The 19623-nt window shown below is 36.8% G+C and carries 15 protein-coding genes; 4 read left to right on the plus strand and 11 right to left on the minus strand.

The annotated features are described in order from the left end of the window. Positions 1 to 4: 4 nt before the first annotated feature. From ACNFU2_RS12510 to ACNFU2_RS12550, 9 genes are all read right to left on the minus strand, one after another. Positions 5 to 1096: a hypothetical protein gene (locus ACNFU2_RS12510; protein WP_306612956.1), complete on the minus strand. Its 1092-nt coding sequence runs from the start codon at positions 1094 to 1096 to the stop codon at positions 5 to 7. Positions 1097 to 1353: 257 nt separating this feature from the next. Continuing rightward, the gene (locus tag ACNFU2_RS12515; RefSeq protein WP_273651066.1) at positions 1354 to 3021 is read right to left on the minus strand and encodes a C45 family autoproteolytic acyltransferase/hydolase; all 1668 of its coding nucleotides are present in this window, start codon (positions 3019 to 3021) and stop codon (positions 1354 to 1356) included. A gap of 70 nt (positions 3022 to 3091) precedes the next feature. Further along, positions 3092 to 4627: a phytoene desaturase family protein gene (locus tag ACNFU2_RS12520; protein WP_418121924.1), complete on the minus strand. Its 1536-nt coding sequence runs from the start codon at positions 4625 to 4627 to the stop codon at positions 3092 to 3094. 198 nt (positions 4628 to 4825) lie between these two features. Continuing rightward, a complete protein-coding gene (locus ACNFU2_RS12525; RefSeq protein ID WP_273649927.1) occupies positions 4826 to 5707 on the minus strand; it encodes a lipid A biosynthesis acyltransferase in 882 nt (293 codons plus the stop codon). 49 nt (positions 5708 to 5756) lie between these two features. Continuing rightward, a complete protein-coding gene (locus ACNFU2_RS12530) occupies positions 5757 to 6011 on the minus strand; it encodes an acyl carrier protein (protein ID WP_172281149.1) in 255 nt (84 codons plus the stop codon). 5 nt (positions 6012 to 6016) lie between these two features. After that, a complete protein-coding gene (locus ACNFU2_RS12535; RefSeq protein ID WP_418121927.1) occupies positions 6017 to 7237 on the minus strand; it encodes a beta-ketoacyl-[acyl-carrier-protein] synthase family protein in 1221 nt (406 codons plus the stop codon). 17 nt (positions 7238 to 7254) lie between these two features. After that, the gene (gene fabG / locus ACNFU2_RS12540; protein ID WP_418121929.1) at positions 7255 to 7986 is read right to left on the minus strand and encodes a 3-oxoacyl-ACP reductase FabG; all 732 of its coding nucleotides are present in this window, start codon (positions 7984 to 7986) and stop codon (positions 7255 to 7257) included. Between the two features lie 15 nt (positions 7987 to 8001). Then, complete coding sequence (locus ACNFU2_RS12545; RefSeq protein WP_273649932.1) at positions 8002 to 9108, minus strand: WG repeat-containing protein; 1107 nt, start codon at positions 9106 to 9108, stop codon at positions 8002 to 8004. Continuing rightward, positions 9105 to 10631 carry an HAL/PAL/TAL family ammonia-lyase gene (locus ACNFU2_RS12550; RefSeq protein WP_273649934.1) on the minus strand — a complete coding sequence of 509 codons (1527 nt, stop codon included), beginning with the start codon at positions 10629 to 10631 and terminating at the stop codon, positions 9105 to 9107. The genes ACNFU2_RS12545 and ACNFU2_RS12550 overlap by 4 nt, the downstream gene beginning before the upstream one ends. A gap of 98 nt (positions 10632 to 10729) precedes the next feature. Here ACNFU2_RS12550 and ACNFU2_RS12555 point away from each other — a divergent pair, with 98 nt between their 5' ends. Further along, a complete protein-coding gene (locus tag ACNFU2_RS12555) occupies positions 10730 to 11983 on the plus strand; it encodes an NAD(P)/FAD-dependent oxidoreductase (RefSeq protein ID WP_273649936.1) in 1254 nt (417 codons plus the stop codon). Positions 11984 to 12041: 58 nt separating this feature from the next. On the opposite strand, the gene ACNFU2_RS12560 is transcribed toward ACNFU2_RS12555, so the two are convergent. Further along, on the minus strand, positions 12042 to 13334 hold the full coding sequence (locus tag ACNFU2_RS12560) for a phenylacetate--CoA ligase family protein (RefSeq protein ID WP_273649938.1): 1293 nt from the start codon (positions 13332 to 13334) through the stop codon (positions 12042 to 12044). A 101-nt stretch (positions 13335 to 13435) separates the two neighbouring features. Continuing rightward, a complete protein-coding gene (locus ACNFU2_RS12565; protein WP_306612962.1) occupies positions 13436 to 15115 on the minus strand; it encodes a M23 family metallopeptidase in 1680 nt (559 codons plus the stop codon). 340 nt (positions 15116 to 15455) lie between these two features. On the opposite strand from ACNFU2_RS12565, the gene ileS reads away from it, so the two are divergent. The 3 genes from ileS to ACNFU2_RS12580 all read left to right on the plus strand — a co-directional run bounded on the left by ileS (position 15456) and on the right by ACNFU2_RS12580 (position 19611). Further along, positions 15456 to 18845, plus strand: a complete 3390-nt coding sequence (gene ileS, locus ACNFU2_RS12570; RefSeq protein WP_273649942.1) for an isoleucine--tRNA ligase — start codon at positions 15456 to 15458, stop codon at positions 18843 to 18845. 59 nt (positions 18846 to 18904) lie between these two features. Continuing rightward, the gene (locus tag ACNFU2_RS12575; protein WP_034740299.1) at positions 18905 to 19285 is read left to right on the plus strand and encodes a TraR/DksA family transcriptional regulator; all 381 of its coding nucleotides are present in this window, start codon (positions 18905 to 18907) and stop codon (positions 19283 to 19285) included. 80 nt (positions 19286 to 19365) lie between these two features. After that, positions 19366 to 19611, plus strand: coding sequence for a DUF6576 domain-containing protein (locus tag ACNFU2_RS12580; protein WP_172281168.1), 246 nt, complete (start codon positions 19366 to 19368; stop codon positions 19609 to 19611). Positions 19612 to 19623 lie beyond the last annotated feature (12 nt).

The following is a 19623-nucleotide window of genomic DNA, read 5'->3' on the forward strand; positions in this document are numbered from 1 at the left end:
GTTTTTAGGGACAGTTTTGGTTCAAAGAATTGATCCATTGATTTAAGAGGGCAACCCCTTCATCATGCACAATCGTTCTCCCCAGCAAAGGCATTCTCTTACTTTCATCTACAGAAGAAAGTCTGAAGCTCATCACTGATTTGTTATGATTTCCAGGTGTTATAATTCTTTCCAATGAGGCATCTATCGGTTCATCTGCCAGTACACAAACTCCCATATTGGTAAGGTTTGTAGTCTGGTTAAAGCTCAATCGGATAGCCCGATAATCACAACGTGCATTCTGCTGATGGCAGTGAGCACAATTAATATCCAGATAGGATCGTAACCGGATATCCACAGGTTTACTCGTATCTTTATAATTCACTGTAGAAACGATGTTTGCAGGATAGCTGACTAGGTAACCCTCGTCAACCAGTTTTTGCAATTGATTTTTAACTCCTCCAGGGTAATTGTATGTTGTATTTAAATTCTGGGGCTTTACCCCAATAGGGACAGGCTTATTGTCTAATTTGTGACATGCATAACATTCCGATTCCGATGGAATTCTGTAGTCAATATTCAGGATTTCATTATTTTCTTTTTTAAATGTAATATTTTTGGAGCTTCCGCTGGTAAAATCGTTTCCGGATACGAGGTTGGCTTCTGTCTGGTTATCATTCCATAAATATTCGGCAAATATCCATCCACTGGATTTTCTTATCATTAATCTCGTTTCCAGAATTTTCGTTGTATTACCGGGCTGTATGGTATTGTAATAAAAACTTTTTATCAATACAGTGCCAACAGGAAAGTCCAATGTTTTGCTATCACCATCAAAAGTAGCTTTTGTACCTTTCGGCATCCAGATAAATCTTTTCTTTAAAGCATAATCTGTAAAAAGCGAACTGGCAGGTTCATAAGGTATTACTTTGGGTGCCGGAACCAGGTTCTTCAATTCGCCGGTGAAAAAAGAATAAGTAGATAATTTTGCATAGGGAATAGCATTAATATCGAAATTAACACGGGGATTTTCAACGCCTATTCCTTCGATTCTCTCATCTTTACAGGAGTACATAATAAGAAAGGACAAAAGAAATAAAAAATAGATTTTCTTCATTCATTTATTAATTTTAAACAAACGAATATAATTAATAAATTCAAATGTTTTAAAATATTTTTCACTTAAAAGTAATTTTTAATTAAAATAATAAAACAAATTGCCCTAAATAAAACAAATTACTCAATAAAATAACTGAGAATACAAGCAATCCCACAAACACATATATTTTTATCCCCAATAAAAATCAGATAAAATATGATCACTAAATATTCAATAGTATTAAAGGGAATGGGAAGGTTTTAAATAGAACAGTCTTAATTCAATTTTCTATCGGATTTTCTCAGATATTTTTCAACTTTCCTTTTGTCCGGGACAGTTGTGATTTCTTTCGTCAGAGCTTTTTCGAAAGCTGCCTTTGCCTTATAAAAGTCTTTCTTACTGAGATAGTACTTCCCCGCCTGGTAATAAACAAGCCAGAAATCTGGGTTTAAGGATTGATAATGCCGGATCCAATCTTCTGACAGCATTTCTCCCGTACGTTCTGAAGCATCATCTATCTTGTTATGAAGCTTTTTGTATTCTTCATAATTTTTAAATTCCCGGGAGTCTAAGAAAGGATCTTTAGATATATTGAGGCTGGAAACAGCAAACTCTCCGGATTTCAAACGATCTGCGGAAAATATCCTGTTTAAATCATAACAAACAAATTCGCCCAACTGATAAGGATTAGAAGAAACCCAGACTAATTTCTTCTGAGGTGAAAATATAACGGCATGATGAGCCAGCAGCTGGTTAAGGGCTTTTTCATTTCCATATCCTATCTTTTCACCTTTTAAACCTGATCTGTCCCTGAGAATCGAAGCCATCTTTTCAGGATTTAATTTTTTGTTCTCCTGAAGAAGCTCCTGAAGTTTTTCATATCGATATCCTGAATGGCTTTCCAGAATATGTTTTCTGTTTTTCTTATCATCTTTATAAGACTCGGATTGAAAATGATTGGTACAAACAATACGACTTGAATTCTGAACCCGGTAAACTCCAAAGTTGTTGGGAGAAACTTCAATTATCACTGCATTTTTATCATTGGCGCTTCCTACCAATATAGATTCTGAAACGAAAACCTTTCTTTTCTTAGCAATAGCAATGGCTTCGTCAATATTTTTAGCATACTGCAAAATCTCCCTGGTTACAAGAGATATTGGGGTTTTTGCGGTTAAGGGAATTTTGGATTTCCCTGCGTTGATGGTCACCGTGATTCCTTCTTTATTCATTCCGGAAACCACCCCGATCATTCCGGGCCAGCTGACAGACATATAGGGAATACCTTCTTCAGGTTCTATAAATTCTACAAGCTTATTTTTTGCAAAATCGTCTCCAACATAAAAATCAAAATTTCTACCAATCAGCAGGTCTCCATCTTCCGTATTATCATTCCAAACTGCCAGGGAGCTGCATCCCACCAAAGCAAGATCCTGCATGGCGTGGCCAATATCATGAGCTCCATGAAGGTATAGGCTTCTTAAATACCTTGGAGCAATAAAGTTGTACTGATCAGAGGAATAACGGGACAATCCGTATAGTTCAGCCTGATAATCTTCCCTTACATTCAGGTACATCTTCCTGTTATACCATTTTAGAAATCCTCGTAGTAATTTTTGCTTAAAATTGGATGGTACAAATCCTTCTACCTTAGAGAAAAAAATGGCTTCCTGCTTCTGCATCAGGTCTTTCGTCAATGCACCATTATTGTATCCCAGCTGTAAAGGATTTCCCTTGATATACAATTCCCAAAGCTGCTGCCGGTTCTTCGTTAAATAATTCTGATTAAAACTAAAGGTAGAATCGTTAATCCTTTCAACTTTGGGAACTTCCAAAGCATATTGTTTTACTTCAGGAAGATGATGTATGGATTTTTGGATACCACATGAGACGAGCGTAATAGTGCATAAGAGCGAGCATACTATCTTACAGATATCAACAATACGTAAGATAGAAAAGGAAGATTGAAAACCCTCATTCCACTTTCTATCATCCCGAATTGAAAACCTGAAATTAACTCTCTTTGTCACTCTTTGTATCCATTTTTTTCAAACGATCATCAATAAGTCCTTTCCCTAAAATCTCGGCACAGGTATTAAAAGCACCTATGGTCACGCCTAAAATACCATGCATATTAACAGTCTGTCCGGTTAAAAAAAGATTATCAATTTTAGTCCTTGGTGAAACCATTGTTTTCAATGGGGTTTCAGAACTTTTTATATATCCGTACATATTTCCTTCAAAACTTCCTATATAATCACGATAAGAAAGCGGTGAAGAGGTGTATATATGTTTAATCGATTGTCTGAGATCCGGAATTTTCTTTTCCAGCGTATCAATCATCCTGTTGGCTTTTTCCTGCTTGAACTTTTCATATTCTTTCCCTCTTTCATGCTCATCCGTTACTGTATTGACTGTTTTCTCCCATTTTTTCACCTCATCAAAATCCATATAAGTAATTGCTGTCATACTTTCTGCAAATTCAGGATGATGCTTCGATGGCGTGGAGCTTAGCATATACGTCTCAGGCCAGGTTTCATTCTTATACTGATAAGCATTCCAAACCTGTTCACTGCAAGAATAATGGTAGATGTTGTGATTAAAATAGGATATAATTCCCGGCTTCAGAACAATATAGACACTGAAGCAGGAAGAAATAGGTTCCCAGCTTAAAACCCTGTTAAGAAAAGATTTTCTTAGTCTTTTCTCGTTGATCAGCTTTAGAGTAGAACGGATTTCCATGTTGGAAATAAACTTTTTAGCAGCATATTCCTTACCCGTTTTAGTCCTTACGGCTACCAAAACATCCTCATTAAAGATCATTTCAGAGACTTCAGAATGCTTGTGAACATCTGCACCATATTCCCGTAATTTGCGGATGAGCAACTTGGAGATCTGGCTTCCTCCTTTCACACATTTATAAGCACTCTGAATACAGGAATTAACGGTAAGTGCATGCACATAAAACGGGGTATTTTCAGAATCTCCGCCATACAGAAAATTAGACCCTAATAATATGGCCTGCAGCTTCTTATCAGAAGTAATTGATTCTATGAATCTCCGGGTATTGAGGTGAAGGATCTCCTCATTGTAATGATCTTTTCCAACCACATTATATCTGGGGAAATGATTACAGACGTATTGTACTCCCTCACAGTATCTTTCAAGGTTTTCTTTTTCATGAGGAAAGAAACGGGATAATTGAAAAACAAAGTTCTCATAACCCTGCGCATGAGGATATTCTGTATCATCTCCGTCAAAAGTTATTTTATCAAATCCGTTTAGATCCATTTGATGGATTTCCAGATCATCCATAATTTCCAGATAGGAAAAAAAACGGTTCAGGTTCTGGCCTTTTGAAAGCCCTCCAAGATAATGAACACCGGTATCGAAAATAAGTTTATTACGGGAAAAGGTCTGTAGATTACCTCCGTACTGATTGTTTTTCTCCAATACACATACCTTAAGACCTTCTTTCGCTAAAATCAAAGCCGAAACAAGACCTCCTAAACCGCTGCCGATTACAAGTATGTCATATTCTTTTTTCAAAAGTAGCGTCTCATTTCTTTAAAGCTAAGAAATTCAGAGGTTAAATTATTAAGCGGACGTATTTATTTTTGCTTCTTCCTTGCATTAAGATTATGCAAGGACAAAAACAAATACAGTAAGCTTCATTGATCTAAACTTCTAAAGAAATCTTAGCAGTTGGAGTTATTGTTAGTTTTTATGCCTTAAAAGTATAGAAAATTAATTAATATCATCCCAGAAATCAAAATAATTGAACCATTGCAGCGGATATTTTTTAATCATATTCTCCAGATTCTCGACATAAGAGTTTAATAACCCCTGAGCGTCCCGTTTTTTTACGTGTGCAACCCTTGCATATAAATGGTAATGGAGATTCTTTTCTTTCATAACATAAACGTACACCACAGGCACTCCTAACCTGGAAGCAATAAGAAACGGGCCTGCCGGAAACTTGGCACTTTTCCCCAGCAATTCGGTTTCCAGGAATTTAGAGCCTTCAAAGTAGCGATCTCCTGTAAAGCAAATCAACTCATTTTTAGATAAGGCGGTATTGATATCGAAAATATGGGACATATCATCTTTAACGTAAATAAATTTGATATTGCTTTTTTTAACAGCAATACTGTCCATATATTCTTTAATGGCTGTAACTTCCTGATCCGTAGTCACTAAATTAATCTGGCAATCGAAATCAATATCTGCAAAAAAATGTTCCGCGATTTCAAAATTTCCGATATGAGCACTGATAAGTACGCCGCCTTTTTTTTCATTAAGAAGGTCCTTAAGATTCTGGATCCCATCAAATTCGTAGGTAAACCGATCCCTTAAGCCAACCGATATGGCTGTCTTATCGATAAGAACCTTTCCAAAAGTAAAGTAACTTTTAAATACAGCGATTTTTGACTTCCAGAAATTATACTTTAATCTTTTGTTGAAGTAATAAAAGATATACTGATTACTCTTTCTTAGAAACAGAAAGTAATAGGTTGCTACAAAATAAAGCACAAAATATGAACTTCTGATGCCGATATTTCTAATACAGTAAACAAATATCTTATATCCTGATATTGTTCCTTTAGACTTACCTTTCCACTTGTTCATTTTTGATCTGCCTGATTTTTATAATAAAAAATAAAGTTCAGTCGATAGTTTATGCGTTTTTGTTAGCTATTTTGTTTTCAATAGTGTTGTAGAAGTCATCAAATGTGACCATCTTTTTAAAATCGGCTTCGCCTAACTTCACTCCGAAGTTAGCCTCAATAATGACAACCATGTCAATATAATCTAAACTGTCTAAACCTAAAGTTGTTTTAAGGTTAGCGTCTTTGTTTATCTCATCGCCATCTACCTCAAATTCATTTACTAAAAAATCATTAACGATAGCAACAATTTTTTCTCTTTCCATCTTTTTTAATCAAATTTTTTTACAATTAATGCCGAATTGGTTCCCCCAAACCCAAAAGAATTCGACAAAAATACGTCAATTTTTTGATTTTTTGTTTTAGATACCAAATTTATCCTTTTTGCCTCTTCATCGGGATTTTCAAGATTGATGTTCGGAGCTACAAAACCATTCTCCATCATCAGCATCGAATAAATCACTTCGCTGGCTCCCGCCATCCAACATTCATGTCCTGTCATTGATTTTGTAGAGCTTACCGGAACTTCGCTGCCAAAAATCTCGTAGATCGCACGTGCTTCATTAGCATCTCCTATCGGAGTAGATGTAGCGTGTGCATTGATATAGTCTATATCTTTAGCACTTAATCCAGATTGGTTTAGAGCTCTGTCCATTGCTAAAGCAGGACCATCTACATTAGGAGTAGAAATATGTCCCCCGTTTGAAGAAAAACCATATCCTATAATCTCGCCTAAAACAGGAACTCCCCTCCTTTGGGCAGATTCAAGGCTTTCGACGATTAAGGTCGCCGCTCCTCCACTCGGGATCAATCCGTCACGTGCAGAATCGAAAGGTCTTGATGCCTTTTCAGGTTCGTCTTCCTTTACAGAGAAAACACCCAGCCCATCAAAACTGGCCATTGAGTATTTATTGGTCTCCTGAGCTCCGCCGCAAACAATCATGTCTTGCAGACCGCTTTTGATCATCAGATAAGCAAGCCCCAGAGAATGTGATCCGCTTGCACAAGCTGCGCTGATGGTAAGGTTAATTCCTTTGAGTTTAAAAATCGTAGATAGGTTCATGGTCACCGTAGAGTTCATAGACTTGAAAATGGCACCTGATCCCATCAATGTAGTATCCTTCTTTTCCCTGGCAATATCAATCGCTTCCACTACAGCCTGAGATACGCTATCGTTCCCATACAAAATACCTACTTCATGATCTTCAAGAAAACTATCGCTGACCTGAGCCTGTTTTAAGGCGTCTACTGTAGCAAGATAAGCATATTCACTTTCTTCTCCCATGCTTACACGCTGTCTTCTGTTCAGAAGACCTTTAAGGTCCGGTTTAGGAACTTGTCCTGTTAACCCTGATCTGTATCCGAATTCCTTTCTTTCCTTTTCCAGAACGATCCCTGATTTGCCTTGATATAGGGACTCTTTCACCTCTTCTAAAGAAGTTCCGATGCAAGAATAAATTCCCATTCCGGTAATCACAACCCTATTTTCCATCTTTCTTATGCTATTGATTATGAATAAATACCACCATTAATATTAATCACTTCTCCTGTAATATAGGAGGATTTTCGTGAAGCCAGAAATGCAACCAGATCAGCCACTTCTTTAGCCTCCCCAAATCTGTTTGCAGGAATCATTGCCTTTAATTCATCTTCATTAAACTCCTGTGTCATATCTGTTCTTATAAATCCCGGAGCTACTGCATTTACCGTGATATTTCTTTTGGCAACCTCCTGCGCAAGTGCTTTTGTTGCACCCACTAAGGCTCCTTTTGCAGCGGAATAATTGGTTTGTCCGGCAGTTCCTTTAACACCGGAAACTGAAACCATATTTATAATCCTGCCATATTTGTTACGCAACAATTTCTGAATGAAAAAATTCGTAACATTGAAAAAACCATTTAAACTGGTATTAATTACACTATTCCAGTCTTCGTTCTTCATCCACATAAACAGACCGTCTCTGGTAATCCCTGCATTATTTACGATCACTTCAACCAATGCATCGGCATTACTTTCCTGCCAATCCCCTAAAACCTTAAGGGTTTCTTCGGCATTTCCCACATCAAACTTAAGAATTTCTCCAGTGGCTCCAAGTTCTTCAACTTTTGCCAATGTTTCCTTTGCTGCCTCTTCATTAGAAGTATAGTTGATCAGTATATGATAATTTTTCTCCTCAGCCAGTTTTATACAGATTGCCCTTCCTATACCTCTGGAACCACCTGTTACAATTGCACATTTCATCTCTTAGAATTAGTTTTAATTTTGAAAAAGTTCTGCATTATAAAACCATTTATTTCCCACCAGGGATCCTGTTTTATCAATAAAACCCCATTTTCCGGATTTCTTCACTCTGGAAACGCCTTCATTAAAACCTTTATTTTTTTCATTGAACCCAAAGCTTACTGAAATATCATAATCCATCGGAATAACAAGCTTACCGGAAGTATCAATGAATCCCCAATTCTTTCCTTTTACTGGAGCCAGGTTATCATTGCTAAAAACCTCAGCATCATTATATGCAGGTTCTACTACAAAGTTTCCTTTCATATCAATATATCCCCATTTTCCTCCTGAATATGCAGGAGCTAAATTTTGATTAAATGCCCTCGCCTTATCAAACTTAGGCTCTATCGCCCATTTTCCTGCTTTGTCCACAAATCCTATTTTTCCGTTTCTGCGGGCGTAGGTAATGGGCTGGTTTCCAAAATCCCAGATCTTATCCGCACCTTCAGCGATGGAAAAAATACTTCCATCAATAATACCATAAGCTTTTCCTTTCTGCGCCCAGGTTGCTCCGTTCTTATATTCTCCGATATCGTTATATTCCACAGGAACAATCACTTTTCCGGCTGTATCAATAATTCCCCATAATCCTTTCTGAGAAATCCTCGCATAACCATTTTGAAAGGGTTTGATAACATCATATTCTGCGGGTATTACAACCTTTCCGCCCGTATCAAATGCTCCGATTTTATTTGAAACTTTCATTAAGGCAAGTCCATTGTTAAAATCGTATAATTTATCCGAATACGGCATGTTTAGCTTTTCTCCATTCTTATTGATATAGAACCAAATTCCGTCACGTTCCACAGCACAAAGTCCATCATTGAAATCCCTCGCCTTCGTGAAGGAAGGTTCGATAGCCATTTTACCATCTTTCCCTACAAAACCCCACATATCTTTGATTTTCACAGCTGCTAATCCGTCAGAGAAACTTCTTGCTGTTTCATATGCAGGTTCAATTACGTAATTTCCCGATTTATCAATATATCCTATTTTCGCCTTTTCTTTTACCAATGCAAGCTGCTGAGCAAATATACTTTGCCCCAATACGATAAGAGAAAGAATCAACACTTTTTTCATCCTTTGTTGTTTTTAAAATATTGTTTCACCTCTTCCAGATAAGGGTACATCACCATATCGTCAGAGAATGCCGGGATGATTTTTCTGATATCATCATATAAGCTTTTTGTTGAAGAGGACACTTTATTCTGGAAGCCAAGATATTCGATTGCCTGAACAACTGTGATCGCTTCTATACTTAACACCTCAAAAGCATTTTCTATTACTTTTCTGCAAATAACCGCTGCATTCGTTCCCATACTTACAATATCCTGGTTATCATTATTGTTAGGAATACTGTGGACATACATAGAATTCGACAGCATCTGGCTTTCAGCAGTAGTAGAGGTAGCTGTAAATTGAACACCCTGCATTCCGAAGTTAAATCCTAATTTTCCTAAATTAACAAAAGGAGGTAAAATTTCATTGATCTTGGAGTTCAAAAGATAGTTCAATTGTCTTTCTGCAAGCATCGTTAATTTAGTTACGACCAGCTTTAGTTTATCCATCTCCAGCGAAATGTAATCACCATGGAAGTTTCCACCATGATATACATGTTTATCTTCAACGTTGATGATTGGATTATCATTTGCGGAATTGATCTCATTCTCAAGGACTTTCTCTGTGTATTCCAAAGTATCCAGTACAGGTCCCAAAATCTGAGGAACACATCTTAATGAATAATATTCCTGAACCTTTTCTTTAAATACTTTTTCCTGTTCTTCGAAGTGGGTATACAAATGATCTTCTCTTTTTCTGATCAGTTTACTGTCAGATAAATGGGCTCTCATTTTTTCAGCAATTTTCTGCTGTCCATAATGTCTTTTAGTCCCGTTTAAAACCTCTGAGAAATGATCATCATAAGCCTGAACAATCTCATTAATCGCGCAGGAAAGCTTTATGGATATTTCAGTAAGCTGGTTCGCTTTATAAGCATTTACAGCTCCGATACCAGACATTACAGAAGTTCCGTTCATTAAAGCTAATCCTTCCCTGATCTCAACTTTTATCGGCTCTAATCCTTCCGTTTCAAAAACTTTTTTTGTTGGTTGCCTATCTCCTTTATAAAATACTTCCCCTTCACCAATCAGAACCAATGCCAAATGGGCAAGCTGGACCAAATCCCCACTTGCTCCCACTCCTCCATGTTCAAAAACAAGAGGGATAACATCTCTGTTTATCAATTCTTTAAGTAAATAAACAACAGAACTATGAACACCGGAATTTCCCAAAGACAGAGTATTAAGTCTCGCCAACATACAAGCCTTAACTTCGGCTGCAGGAAGAGGATTCCCAATTCCTGAAGAATGGCTTCTGATCAGGTTATACTGAAGCTGATGGGTGTCTTCATCACTGATTTTAAATTGAGCCATTGGCCCAAAACCTGTGTTTACACCATATATTACTTTATTCTTTGAAAATTCTTTTAAAAACTGAAAGCTTTCTTCCACTCTTGTTAAAAGTGTATCATCCAGTTCTATTTTCTCATTTTCAATAATAATTTTTTGAAAATCCCTCAGTTCTAAAAAGTTGTCTATTTTCATTAATCAGAAGTAATAGTAGATAATTTTATAAAATATTAATTAATTGTCACTAATTTTGCGGCAAAGATAGAAGTTATTATTAAAATAAAAAATCAAAGATGGGTAAAGAGTTTGTAGACGTTCTTGTAATCGGTGCCGGACCTTCAGGATGTGTATCTTCCTCATACTTAAAGAAGAACAACATCAATGTAAAGGTTGTTGAGAAAGCCAGATTCCCAAGATTGGTCGTTGGCGAAAGCCTAATTCCCAGAGTAATGGATCACTTTGATGAAGCCGGACTTTTCCCTGCCCTGGACAAAATGAACTTTGAAAAAAAGCTGGGAGCCCGCTTTCTGAGAGGTAATGAAGTCTGCCTGTTTGATTTCAGTGACAAATTCGGAGAAGGTTGGGACTGGACCTGGCAGGTTCCCAGAGCTGATTTTGATAATACACTTGCCAACGAAGTCATCAATAAAGGAATTGACCTTGAATTTGAAACAGAAGTAATCGACATCAGGTTTGAAGGAACCGATTCTGTGACCACTGTAAAAAATAAGAATGGCGAGATGAAAGAGATTCATGCAAAATTCGTTATTGACTCCAGTGGTTATGGAAGGGTGTTGCCTCGTTTACTTGATCTGGAAAAACCTTCAAAACTATCTCCTCACTCCGCTATTTTTTCGCATGTTGAAGATATCAATAGAGAAACGGGAACGGAAGGAACCTTAATCTCTTTCGATATCATTGAAACTGAAGTATGGCTTTGGGTCATTCCTTTTTCTAATGGAAATACAAGCGTAGGAATTGTAGGTCCTACAGATTATATTGAAAAGCTTGCAGAAAATGGTGACACAACGGAAGCTCTCAGAAAAGCAATTTCACTCTCGGATTATTATGTGAAACGTTTTGGAAACGTAGACTTTATCTTTGAACCTAAAAAACTAGTTGATTACTCTTGCTCTGTAAAAAAACTATACGGTGACGGGTTCGCCCTTACCGGAAATGCATCAGAATTTTTAGACCCTGTTTTTTCATCGGGGATGGCTTTTGCTACAGAATCCGGAATGCTGGCAGCCAAACTTGCCATCAGACAATTGAACGGGGAAACTATTGACTGGCAAAAAGAATATTCTGATTACATATTATACGGTGTGGATGTTTTCACCACTTATGTAAAAGAATGGTATACAGGAAACTTACAGGAGCTGTTTTTCCACAGACCGGAAAACGAAGATGTCAAAAGAAAAATATGTGCGGTCCTGGCGGGTTATGTATGGAATAAAGACAATCCTTTTGTAAAGAAGCACGATACCGTCATAAAAAACCTTGCTAACCTGATTAAAATAGAGAAACAACAACAAGAATTACAATAAAAAGCGGCCTAGTTTCAGGCCGCTTTTCTATTAGTTTAAAGTACTTTATTTCTTTTATCTATCTCATATCAATAAAAGTAATCGGTTTCCTGCTGTTGGGATTATGTACAACTTTAGATAAAGTCTCAAATTCCACAATTTCAATCTTAGGACTTACCCTTAGCTTAGCCCGGAAGTGGTCCCGTACTTCGCTTACGAAATCTTCAGACTCACTATCCGTACTGATTTTAATAATGATCTCATCCAGCCCGATTTCATTAGATTGAATAACAATCTGATAACATTGTAAATTATTAAAATCATTCAAAATATCATTCATCGCAGGTGGATAAAGTGTTGTCCCTTTATATTTGATCATCTGCTGCTTCCTTCCGATCACAGGTCCAAGACGCATGGTGTTACGCCCGCATTGACAAGGCTCATAATGTGCTTTTACAATATCTCCTGTTTTAAATCGAAGCAATGGTATAGCTTCCACATCCAGAGTAGTAATAGTCAATTCACCACTTTCACCTTCCTGTACAGGATTTTCATTATCATCAAGTATTTCTGTAATGATCAGCTCCGGATGCTGATGTCCACCCACCTGAAACTCACATTCGGTAAATGCCGTACTCATTTCTGTGGAGGCATATGTAGAAAAAAGTTTAATATTCCATTTCTCCTTGATTTTCTGCGAAAGAATATTATCTGTAAAATCCTGGTTTTTGATACTTTCCCCAATACAAACAGCTCCATAAACGCTGGAATTTTTATAATCAATCCCATTCTTTTCTGCATAATCGATCATTTTTAGGAGAAAAGAAGGAACTGTGATCAGGTATTTAGGCTTATACCTGAAAATAGAATCCCATTGTAATTCCGGAATTCCAGGTCCCATCCTTACAACACTGGCACCCATTTTCCGCAGTCCCAGAAAATAAGCTAAACCCGCCATAAATCTTTTATCGATCGTAGTAATCATCTGCACTACATCTCCTTTCTGTACTCCCGCACAGGCAAAAGAAATAGCTTCATTATAAGCCAACCTTTCGAGATCTTTATCAGATAGCCCAAAGGTTACCGGATCTCCTAATGTTCCTGAAGTCGTACTGTAATCTACAATCTCCCCTGGAGGAATACAGAAGAAATCATGGTTATGCTGCTGCAGATCATTTTTGGAGGTGGTAGGAATCTTCCGTAAATCTTCCAAAGATTGAATATCACCACTGCTGATATTATTTTCTTTAAATAATCTCTGGTAAAACGGCGAGTTCTTTTCAAGATAAATTAGAAGTTCCTGAAGTTTTTTTTCCTGAAACTGTTTAATTTCGGGAAGGTTTGATTTTTCGATTGATGGATAGAATTCCAATGATTTTATTTTTATGTAACAAATTTATTAAATAAAATATTGTAGAATGTATTCGGGTACAATGTATTCATGATTTTTAATTGTCGTGTATCCCCGATATGTTATCTGTGAAATGTAAAAGTTTGTGTATTCATGTTTCCTGCAGTATTGGTTGTTGTCACTTTTAGTGTATGTACACCCGAACCTTTAGGACATTTTTCATCAAAAAGATAAACGAAATTATCTTTTATTCTTGCAAAACGAAGCCATTTCCCATCCAGTTCCGCACGAAATGATTCTATATCTCCAATATCCGTTTTCCCTCTGAGGATCAAAGAACTGCCTGCTATAAGCGCACCTTCTTTCCAGTTTGGAGAAACCGATGGCACACTACTATCCAAAAGAATTCTTGCTACCCCCAATCTCTTAAACTGTCCTTCGACATAGCTACCATTCCACTTTCCTTTAATGAACTCTTTATCACTTCCATAGTTAAGCTCAATTACCAAGCGGTTCTTTTCGTCATCATTTAATTTCCGGTTGGGTTTTATTTTCAGAGCATAATGATCATGAATGGGAACATAGAGATTGTGTAATATGACAGCATTTGAAACTGCATCCGCATCAGATCTTTCAGACATTTTAAAATTAATTGCGTCATAAAGAGCATTTTCGCTCAAATTGATTTCCGCATTCTCTGTTTTTATTGTCCTTGCTTCATTAGGATGTATTGTCTGGGCACTCTCAACTATTCCTTCTGAGGTTTTAATCCATTGGATTTGGGTTATTAGCCGACTGGTATTTCCATTAGTATCTTTTAATACAATTTCAATATTATGAATCGCATCATCAGGAAGGCTTATAATCCCATTTGATCCGGAACTATAATCGGGAAGCTTCATTCCCGGTAATACTGACAAATGCTGAATACTCATTTTATCACGAATGAACTTTGCGTAATCGATACAACCATTGATATACCGGGTATCGTCATAACTCACTTTATCTATTGTAAAGCTGTATATCAATTGATTATCCATCAAAAGCTGTGCTTTATAGATCCCGAGATTAAAGCCCTTATTAGCTTTATCCACAGCTTTAATGGCTAAGCTCACGACCGGAGAATTGACATATATGATATTGGCCGTATAAGTATTTCCTGATTTTTTAACAGAGACATCATTCGCTCCAGGTTCATAGCTACTGAACCGTCTGTCATACCAATACAAACCACTCACTATGGGGGCAACATTGTCCGGAATGTTAAAACCAAACAACAACGGATTCAGGCACTCTTCCGTTTTTGTATCTCTGATTTCAAAATGCAGATGGGGTCCGGCGGATCCGCCGGTATTTCCACTTAAAGCGATCATCTGCCCTTTCGCTACAGGAAACTGGCGTGGAGAAAAAGTAATATCCTGCTCCCACTTTTCATCTTTATACTGCTTTTCTTTTACGAATGCGTCAAGCTGATCAAAATATTTGTTTAAATGGGCATAAACAGTAGTATAACCATTAGGATGTGTAATATAAACAGCATTGCCAAAACCATAGCGTTCAACCTTTATTCTGCTTACATAACCTTCCGCAGCAGCTACTACGGGAAGATTTTCCTGACTGTTCGTCCGTATATCCAGCCCCATGTGAAAATGATTTGACCGTACAGCACCGAAATTAGCCGCCAGCTGTATCGGGATATTTAAAGGATTTCTAAAGTAGTTTTGAGGATAGCTATTTTGAGCCAGCATCAGGTTCCCGCTCACAAAATAAATAATAAGCAATAATCTGGAAATGGTTTTCATTCAAATGGTTTTTATGTGTTATCTTAAAATTACGAAATTTTGGTTAATTATCAGAAAAGGATAAAACCAAATGATAAAATGTATAATTTGAAAGTGGGTTCTAGCCCATTTTTATTAATATAAGAATAATTTTAATGAATAAAGGTCATAGAAGTATCCAGCAAAAACCTTAAAAAAGCTCAATTTTGCATTTCAAAATTCACAAATAATCAATCCCTTTATTTATATTTCTGAAATTGAAGTTTTTAATAGATGATATCAAAATAAAACATATATTATAAACCGACAAAAAATCACTAAATTTGCCAACTTAATTAATCAACGATATTGAGATAATACAATGAGTCAATTTAAAGAATACAAAAACCTCAACCTTATTGATATAGCCGACAATGTTTCGGAATTTTGGAAACAAAATAAAACCTTCAATAAAAGTGTTGAAATTCGCGAAGGTAGCCCTGAGTTTGTATTTTATGAAGGTCCGCCTTCAGCAAACGGTATGCCCGGGATTCACCATGTAATGGCAAGAGCGTTGAAAGATATTTTCTGCCGTTACCAGACTCAGAACGGTAAACAGGTTTTCCGTAAAGCGGGTTGGGATACACACGGGCTTCCTGTGGAGCTTGGTGTTGAAAAGGAATTAGGAATTACGAAAGAGGATATTGGCAAAAAGATTTCTATTGAAGATTATAATAAAGCATGTCGTGAAGCGGTAATGCGTTATACAGACGTGTGGAATAACCTTACAGAAAAAATAGGATATTGGGTGGATCTTGATGATCCATATATTACCTATAAATCAAAATATATGGAGACCGTTTGGTGGTTACTAAAACAATTATACAACAAAGAGTTGTTGTATAAAGGTTATACGATCCAGCCTTACTCTCCAAAAGCAGGTACAGGACTTTCTTCGCATGAGTTGAACCAGCCCGGAACATACCGTGATGTTTCGGATACTACCATAGTAGCTCAATTCAGAGTAAAAAAAGAAACCAGTGATTTGTTCAACGATGTAGAAGGTAATGTAGACATCTTGGCCTGGACCACTACTCCATGGACGCTGCCGTCAAATACAGCTCTTGCTGTAGGAAGAGACATTGAATACGTTGTTGTTAAAACTTTCAACCAATATACTTTTGAGCCTGTAACGGTTGTGTTGGCAAGAGTTCTTTTGGAAAAGAACTTTGGTAAAAAATATTCAGCAGGAACAGCGGAAGATTTTGCCAACTATACATCGGAGAGCAAAACAATCCCTTACCAGATTCTGAAAGAGTTTAACGGAGAAAAGTTAGCAGGAACTCAGTATGAGCAGCTCATCCCATGGTTTACGCCGTCTGAAACCCCTGAAAAGGCATTCAGAGTGATCATCGGTGATTTTGTGACAACTGAAGACGGTACCGGTATCGTTCATATCGCTCCTACTTTTGGTGCGGATGACGCCAGAGTTGCTAAAGAGGCAGGTATTCCTCCAATGTTGGTAAAAGATGAAAACGACAATCTTGTTCCGTTAGTAGATCTGCAGGGTAGATTTATAAGAGGAGAAAATGTTCCGGAAGTATTCTCAGGAAAGTATATCAAAAATGAATATTATGATGACGGGACCGCTCCTGAAAAATCTTGGGATGTTCATTTGGCAATTGTATTAAAAGAAGAGAATAAAGCTTTCAAAGTAGAGAAATACGTCCACAGTTATCCTCATTGCTGGAGAACTGACAAACCTGTATTATATTACCCATTGGATTCGTGGTTTGTAAAAATGACAGCCGTAAAAGACCGCCTGGTGAATCTGAACAAGGAGATCAACTGGAAGCCAAAAGCTACCGGAGAAGGACGTTTTGCCAACTGGTTAGAAAATGTTAATGACTGGAACCTTTCACGTTCCCGTTACTGGGGTATTCCATTACCTATCTGGAGAACGGATGACCTGAAAGAAGAGATAGTAATCGGTTCTGTAGAGGAACTATACAACGAGATCGAAAAATCCGTTGAAAAAGGATTCATGAAAGAAAATCCTTTCAAAGGGTTTGAAATAGGAAACATGACGGAAGAAAACTACTCTTTGGTAGATCTGCATAAAAATGTGGTGGACAAAGTTGTTTTGGTATCTGCATCAGGAAAACCTATGAATCGTGAAAGCGACCTGATCGATGTATGGTTTGACTCAGGCTCTATGCCTTATGCCCAATTGCATTACCCTTTTGAAAATAAAGAATTAATAGATAATAAAAAGGCCTTTCCGGCGGACTTCATTGCCGAAGGTGTGGATCAGACCCGTGGTTGGTTCTATACCCTTCACGCAATCGGAACAGCCGTTTTTGATTCAGTTGCTTATAAAAATGTTATGAGTAACGGACTTGTTCTGGATAAAAACGGTCAGAAAATGTCTAAGCGTTTAGGTAATGCGGTAGATCCGTTTGAAACTCTTTCCGTTTATGGCCCGGATGCTACACGTTGGTACATGATCTCCAACGCAAATCCTTGGGAGAATTTGAAATTTGATATTGAGGGCATCGATGAGGTAAGAAGAAAATTCTTCGGAACCCTTTATAATACTTATTCCTTCTTTGCATTATATGCGAATGTGGATGGATTCAATTACTCAGAAAAGGATGTGGAAAACCGTCCGGAAATAGACAGATGGATCCTTTCTGAACTGAACCTTTTAATTAAAGAGGTTAAAGCATTCTACGAGGATTATGAACCTACAAGAGTGGCAAGAGCGATAAGTAATTTTGTAAATGACAACTTAAGTAACTGGTATGTAAGATTATGCAGAAGACGTTTCTGGAAAGGAGACTACTCCGATGACAAGATCTCCGCTTACCAGACTTTATATACATGTCTTGAGGTAGTTGCTAAATTATCTGCACCAATTGCTCCGTTCTTTATGGATCAGTTGTATCAGGATCTGAATAAGGTAACAGGAAAAGAAAACTGTGATTCAATACACCTTACAGATTTTCCGGTTGCTGATGAAAGTTTAATCGATCAGGATCTGGTTGAAAAAACCCATTTAGCGCAGCAAATCACAAGCATGGTATTCTCTCTTAGAAAAAAAGAGAATGTAAAAGTACGCCAGCCTTTACAAAAGGTATTGGTTCCTGTATTAGATTCCAAAGCTGAAGAACAGATTCTTGCAGTTGCGGAACTGATCAAACAGGAAGTGAATGTAAAAGAATTACAATTAATCAATGCAGAAGAAGCTTCTCATTTAATTGTAAAGCAAATTAAACCGAACTTTAAGGCATTAGGCCCTAAATTAGGGAAGGATATGAAAGTAGTTGGAAATAAAATTGCTAATTTCTCATCAGAACAAATTGCTGATTTAGAAAAAGAAGGCAAAATAGCTATCCAAGGTTACGAAATAACAATGAATGATGTTGAAATTTCAACAAAAGACATTCCGGGATGGACAGTGACTTCTGATGGAAAAACAACTGTGGCATTAGATTTGACGTTGACAGACGAGTTGAAATCTGAAGGTGTGGCAAGAGAGTTCATCAATAGAATTCAAAACCTGAGAAAAGACAAAGACTTCGAGTTGACAGACAGAATAAATATCTTCATAGAAGAAAATTCACCATTCCTTGATAATATCAAGAAAAATGAAGAATATATTTCTGCAGAGGTCTTGTCAAATAAAATAGAAATTGTATCTTCACTTTCAAATTTTAACGAAATTGAGATAGATGAGGTTAATTTTAAGGTAAATGTTGAAAAAAATTAACATATAGTTATTGCATTTCAAATTCCATTTCATAATTTTATTAAAAAAGAGAAAAGAACATGTCAGACGAAAGAGTAAGATATAATGATTCTGATTTACAAGAGTTTAAAGCGATCATTAAAGAAAAAATAGAAAAAGCAGAAAAAGATTTACAACTGATAAGAGAAAGCTTTATCAATGACCAGAATAATGGGACTGATGACACATCGCCTACATTCAAAGCGTTTGAAGAAGGAGCTGAAACTCTTAGTAAGGAACAAAACTCGATCTTAGCAGGAAGACAGGAAAAATTTGTCCGTGATCTTAAGAACGCTTTAATCAGAATAGAAAATAAAACGTATGGTGTTTGCAGAGTAACAGGGAAACTGATTCCAAAAGAAAGACTATTGGCAGTTCCTCATGCTACCTTAAGCATCGAAGCGAAAAATATGCAGAAATAACCGTAAGGTTTGTAAAATAAATTTGGGTTTATATTGTATTAGCAGTAATACTTTATAAACCTAATTTTTAATTTATATCCATGAGCGAATATTTAATTTTAGGGTTGATCCTGATTGTGGTTTTATGGTTTTTCAACAGGGAGAGGATTAAGAATAAATTCTTTCCTGATCAGCACAAGAACTATACAATAGACGATCAGTTTAATTCCGATAAACGCGAAAGGGAAAAAGAAATTGACAAACTTTTAGGTAAGATGGGCAAAAACGGCATCAATGATCTTTCTCCAAAAGACAGAAAAAGACTTGACGAATTATCTAAGAAGTAAAAATCTAAATCC

The organism is Chryseobacterium sp. PTM-20240506, from assembly GCF_048296755.1.
Classification (GTDB): domain Bacteria; phylum Bacteroidota; class Bacteroidia; order Flavobacteriales; family Weeksellaceae; genus Chryseobacterium; species Chryseobacterium proteolyticum.